Source organism: Aequorivita sp. 609 (assembly GCF_014212065.1).
Taxonomy (GTDB): domain Bacteria; phylum Bacteroidota; class Bacteroidia; order Flavobacteriales; family Flavobacteriaceae; genus Aequorivita; species Aequorivita sinensis.
The window spans coordinates 1-5,703 of the sequence record NZ_JACJVM010000208.1 but is presented as its reverse complement, the minus strand read 5'-3'; the positions used below and the strand labels follow the sequence as shown (position 1 = coordinate 5,703).

6 protein-coding genes are annotated in these 5,703 nt (G+C 35.1%); all 6 read right to left on the bottom strand.

Features of this window, described 5'->3' with window-relative positions:
• Positions 1-121 precede the first annotated feature (121 nt).
• Positions 122-721, bottom strand: coding sequence for a hypothetical protein (locus H4O20_RS13490; protein WP_185099616.1), 600 nt, complete (start codon positions 719-721; stop codon positions 122-124).
• Between the two features lie 197 nt (positions 722-918).
• Complete coding sequence (locus H4O20_RS15205; protein WP_013631656.1) at positions 919-1,125, bottom strand: GDCCVxC domain-containing (seleno)protein; 207 nt, start codon at positions 1,123-1,125, stop codon at positions 919-921.
• Positions 1,122-1,721 (bottom strand): mercuric transport protein MerTP, encoded by a 600-nt coding sequence (gene merTP / locus H4O20_RS13485; protein WP_013631655.1) that lies wholly within the window; start codon positions 1,719-1,721, stop codon positions 1,122-1,124. The genes H4O20_RS15205 and merTP overlap by 4 nt, the downstream gene beginning before the upstream one ends.
• Before the next feature lie 648 nt (positions 1,722-2,369).
• Entirely contained in the window at positions 2,370-2,729 is a 360-nt protein-coding gene (locus H4O20_RS13480; protein WP_271424788.1) for a DUF4352 domain-containing protein, read from the bottom strand.
• A gap of 256 nt (positions 2,730-2,985) precedes the next feature.
• Positions 2,986-4,914, bottom strand: a complete 1,929-nt coding sequence (locus tag H4O20_RS13475; protein WP_185099615.1) for a DEAD/DEAH box helicase — start codon at positions 4,912-4,914, stop codon at positions 2,986-2,988.
• A gap of 160 nt (positions 4,915-5,074) precedes the next feature.
• Positions 5,075-5,554 (bottom strand): hypothetical protein, encoded by a 480-nt coding sequence (locus tag H4O20_RS13470; RefSeq protein ID WP_185099614.1) that lies wholly within the window; start codon positions 5,552-5,554, stop codon positions 5,075-5,077.
• Positions 5,555-5,703: the final 149 nt, after the last annotated feature.

The window sequence follows — 5,703 nt, the reverse complement described above, 5'->3', positions numbered from 1 at the left end:
CTCCTGAAAACCCATCCCAAACTAGACCAATCCCCATAAGGGCAAACCGACATACACCGGTTCAGTCAACACTGCATTCATGTTGGGTCGTACCGACCACACGAATGCTTAGTTATTGTGCCTAGTTATTTTTTCCAATTATTTTTCTGCACTTTGTCTCAATTGCTTTAATTGCTTCTTCTAATTCCGATTCAATTTTATCGTCCTTATTTGTCCTTGAATAAAGTATTTCTCGACTTTCTTTCAATGTCTCTCTGATGAATTCTTTGTCAACTCCATATTCCCCAAGTCTTACCATTGCGATTTGGTCAGAAGCAAAGAATATTTTGTTAACAGTTTGGTTGAACTTGTCAAAGTGCTGTTCATATTCTTTCCCATAAAGTGCAATGAATCGGAATTTTAACGAATGTAGCTTTTCAAAAGATGTTTTATTTCGTTCAAATCGTTCTCTGGTTACATAAGCCTGGTCATAAATTTGACTTTCTTCTTTTGTTTCGTTGTCCTGTCTCGGTCTGCTAGAACCTTCGTGTCCGAATCCAAATGGACTTCTAATAATTTGTATGGCTTGATGAGCTTCATAAAAATTTGCCAAGACTTCTTCGGCTAATTCATATTTTCTTTTCCATTTAGCTTCTCTGCGCCAACTATTAATCCCCCAAATTGCAACACCTGAAGCAACTATAACTCCAATACTTTTTATGATTTCAAGAATTTCGTTCATTTCAAGGCACATTGGTTTTTTTAATTACACACAACGGTTTACGGCTTTGCGATGTGGCGGCATTTTAGCACAAAAGTTCAATAGAATTACTGATGTTGAATCTTGCACAAATGTTTCATAGTAGCACTTCACCCGCCATATTGCAAAACCGATGTTATGCGGTCGGCTTTCGATTTCAGTCAGTTTTATCATTGTCTTTAACAGCAATTTGTCCCGGCTTGAATGGATGGACATTTCACTGTTCCATAGCTACAAAATACACAACAGTCGCCCTGTTTTGGCTTTAATACCTTTTTGCAGCTTTCGCACTCGTAAAAATATTGGCAAGCGTCTGTCGGCATAGTTTCTTCTTTCTTATGTCCACATTCAGGGCAAGTGATAGTTGATTGCAGGATTATGTTCATTTTATTTCTTTTTTGTCGGTTACGGAATAGCCTGTTTTAGTTATGGCTTTTTCTATCTCTTGAATGTCGGTTTGAGTTCTATCAAATTCTATGATTGCGTTGCCGTTGTCGTAAGAAACATTCGTCTTAATTATTCCTGTCAGTTTATTTACTTCGTGATTTACGTTTTCTTCACAACCTGCACAAGTCATTCCGTTAATTGTAAATTCTGCTGTTTTAATGTTTGATTGGTCGGTTATGATTGTTTGACTTTCTGTCTTTGGAAAGAATATGTGGACATAACTTGGAAACGCAAGCATCAGTCCTGCAAAAACTGTTACGAAACCCAAAAACTTTTTTGTCTGAATAAAGGGTGTTTTTTCAGTTGTGTCGCAGCAGTCAATTTGTTTTTGAGGTTTCAGTTTTTGATACCAAGCAAACGCAAGAACCAAAACTGTCAAGCCAATTAAATATGGTCTGAATGGGTCAAGCCAAGAGAAAGTAGAAGCAAGTCCACTTGTTCCAGCCAACAGAGCCAAAACAGGTGTAATGCAGCATAGTGATGCCGAAATTGCTGTCAAAAGTCCAAGTCCTGCAAGTTTATTATCTGATTTCATTTTCTTACTGTCAATGTCGTTGGTTGTTGTCTTTTAAGCTGCCGCATAACATAAGTATATCCGAAGTATCACAACAATCCATGGCGTATATATCGCATATACACGAAATTATGATACTATCACATTCAAACTTAACACAAATTATTTAAACTTTATTACGGAAAACCGTATTCACGTAACCTTTACCAACAATTTCACCCAAAACTTATAATTACCACTCCAAAACAGCATAAACAAAGAGGAACAAATAATCAAACGCCCCACCTCCGGCACATACGCTTTCACTCGTTCCGCAGGCTACACTCATTCAACCGTAAGAGCCTACGGTTCCCCGCAGCATAAGCAATAATTTAATAAACAGAAACTCTTTCCATTAAAGCAATATCAAATTATTGCCAATGCTATTTGACTTTGCGCGCACTGCAGGAAATAACATAATATTTTCGGTTACTCAATTTAATATAGTAAGGTAAGCGGCCACATCAAAAATTGCAGTCAAAGACCCCAAATCAGGGAAAACCGACTCCTGAAAACCCATCCCAACCTAGACCAATCCCCATAAGGACAAACCGACATACACCGGTTCAGTCAACACTGCATTCATGTTGGGTCGTACCGACCACACGAATGCTTAGTTATTGGCAATAGTTATTTAGTATATTCAATTTCAATTATCTGGTCATTTACCATAAGCATTTTAGCCTTATCTTCATCTGGAAAAATAAATACCAATTTTCTTCTTTTTTCATCTCCTTTTCGGATGTATGAATCTATTTTCCCCCACATATTTATCGGACCAGGAACCATTGACCATTCAGCTTTATGTTTAGTTTTAGTTTTTGGGTTTAACAAGAGAAAGTTGTCAAAATCTAATTCCTGTTTTTCGTCCAAATTGTTTTTTAAAGTCAAAAAAACAAACACAAACTTATTTCCACGACTAGCATTATAAGAGCCATTTCCTGTCGCAACACTTTTTCCTTCTTCTATTTTGTCAATTGTAAAACTTATACTTTCTGAATAGCTATGAGTTTTTGGAATTACTTGATAAACTGTATAGCAAGAAGTTGCTAAAAGTCAAATTAATGATAATAGTAAAATTTTCTTCATTAGTTTTTTTTAATTATTGCCAACGTTTCGTATATGATAAGTAGGCGATCACTAAGCCCTAAATTTTTGTCTAATTCTAAAGTTTGATACAAGTCAAAAATATTTCAATTAGTACTTTTTCGCCTATTTTTCATATACATTGTTAGGCACTGGCTTTCTATTTTTTTCCTATTAATTTGTCGTACCATTTCAAGTTTTTAAGTCGTTCTATTTCTATTCTATTGTTTTGGATTTCTTTCTTTTTATTCCGTAAATCAGATTCAGTTTTCTGAAGTTTCGTTTGAAGTCCGTTAGAGTGAATTTGAGAGTCAGATAGTTTTTTCTCGGTTTGTTTTAATGCTTTTTTCAGTCGTTCGATTTCGTTTTCAAACTCGGAAGTTTTTTCTAAAAGCAGTCCAATCGAAGAGTTTTGTTCTGATATTTTAGTTGACTTATTATTAAGTTCTTGCGCTTGAGATTCAATATTTTCTTGTGCTTCTGAAAGTTCATTGTTTGTCAATTCAAGTCGAACTATAAGCGAAGAATTCTTTTGCTTAAAGTCCAAAAGACGTTTTCCTTGTACTTCAATGAATTTCTTGAAAATGTCCGTATCAATATCATTACGGAACGTTAAAGCTCTTTTGAAAAGGTCAAATGCAGATTTGATTTTCCCATTTTGAAAATCTTCTCTTGCTTTTTTGTAGTAGAAATCTGCTTTGCCTGTATTAAGTTGTTCGGTTATTAACGTTCCGGGTGTTTCATTTTGGGCAAATTCGATAACTCTCGGGTCGGTTTTTATCGCATAACTGTTAAGTTGGGTTTTAAGCATCAAACCGCTAAAGGAAGTACAACGACTTAAAGCTACATAAACCTGTCCTGGAGCAAATGCTCTTCCTAAATCCGCAATTACTTTCTCAAACGTTAAACCTTGGCTCTTATGTACGGTGATTGCCCACGCCAATCGAATAGGAAATTGTTCAAATGTTCCTACAATCTCTTCTACAATCTTTTTTTGCTCTCTGTTGTATGAATACTGAATATTATTCCAAACTGCTCTTTCAACTTCAACTTCGGATTCATCATCAAATACAACTGTGATAGTGGCTTCTTCAAGTTCTTTTATCTTTCCAATTTTACCGTTGTAATATCTTTTGTATTCGCCTGTGTCATTTTTGATAAACATTATTTGAGCACCAACTTTTAATTTTAAATAATGGTCTGTCGGTTTATGTTTATCTGGAAAAGTGCCTGTTACATTCGCTTCATAAGTAAATAATTCAGTTGTGAGTTGATTTAGCTTTGTAAGGTTTGTTTCGTTTACAATGTTATTGTGAGTGGCAAGAATTATATAGTCACTTCCATTTCCTGAAAATGTCGGATTGTATTTTGCATTAAGAACACTAAAATCATTTGCATTTACCTGACTTACTCGAACTCTATTTAATAAGTCAATAAATTCTTGCTCGTTTTGCCTGTAGATTTTCTTCAACTCAATGTAAAGAGGCGTATTCTGTTCTATGATTTTTGAACTAAAGAAAAAAGGGGTTTTGTAGAACTGCGATAGAATTGACCATTGTTCATTATCTGCAATGGGTGGTAATTGAAAAGTATCTCCAATTAATATAACCTGAACACCACCAAAGGGTAAATAAGGTTTCTTGCGGAAAACTTTTAAAATTCTGTCAATTACATCCAACATATCCGCTCTTACCATTGAAATCTCGTCAATGATTAGCAGTTCTAAATTTTCAATTATTTCTCTCTTATCATCTTTGTATCTGAAAGTTGTGTAAATCGTTTCTCTGTTTTCAGTTCCCGTTGCTGTTGTTCTTAATCTTGAATCATCAGGAACAAAAGGTCCAAAAGGAATTTGAAAGAAGGAATGAATTGTAACACCACCTGCGTTTATTGCTGCAACTCCTGTTGGCGCAAGAATTACTGTGTTCTTATTTGTAGTGTCCTTTATGTATTTGAGAAATGTTGTTTTACCTGTTCCTGCTTTCCCTGTCAGGTAAACTAATTTATCTGTGTGTCGGACAAATTCAGCAGCGTTGTTAAATTCAACGTTTTCCTTGTCAAGTTCTATGTTGTCTACTGTTTCTGTCATTGTCGATTTTCAGCTTGTGCCTAACGGGTTTGGCTATGGTTTCGTTGCGGAAAAATCCGCTGGGATTTTTCCGATGAACAACGAATATACTAAAAAGCGGTGAATTCCGACTTAGGAATTCAGCCGCAATGAACTATAGCCGATGTTGTGCATAATATTTTTATTCCTTGCATATTATTCCGTCTTGCGAAATTTTTTGTCCTTCGTTTGTAGTCATCGTTGCTGTATAATACAAACACTTATTTTCAATTTTTGTTTTCGAGACAACAATTCCGTTATTATCATTTACCCATTTTTTTCCTTCGTCCAATTCTGATTTTGAAGAGTCATAAGTCAGTCGGTAAGTGCAGTCATCAATCCACTCAATTATTTCATATTCAGGATTTCCGTTTCCAATTCCGTTTTTCCATTCTATTTGAGTTCCTTTTTCTCGGATTACAATATATTTTTTTATCGTTTTGTCTCTTTCAGGTGAAAATTCCGAAATACTGTCATTTTCAACGATTGTATATTTTGCCATTTCAGGCATTTCAGGAATGTAAAATTGTCCGATTTTAAAATCTTCACAAGTCAATTCCTGCGCATTGATTTTAAGCCCGATTAGCAGAAATATTCCAATTAAAAATATATTTTTTTTCATTCAGCGTTTGTTTGTCAATATTATGCACAACGGTCGTGGTTATGAGCAGTTGGGGATTTCTTGCCCTAACTTTTCGGTTTAGCACTGACCTTTAATTTATATTTTAATTTTCGATTAAGCACCTAAACCCCAATTGCTTATAGCCGTTG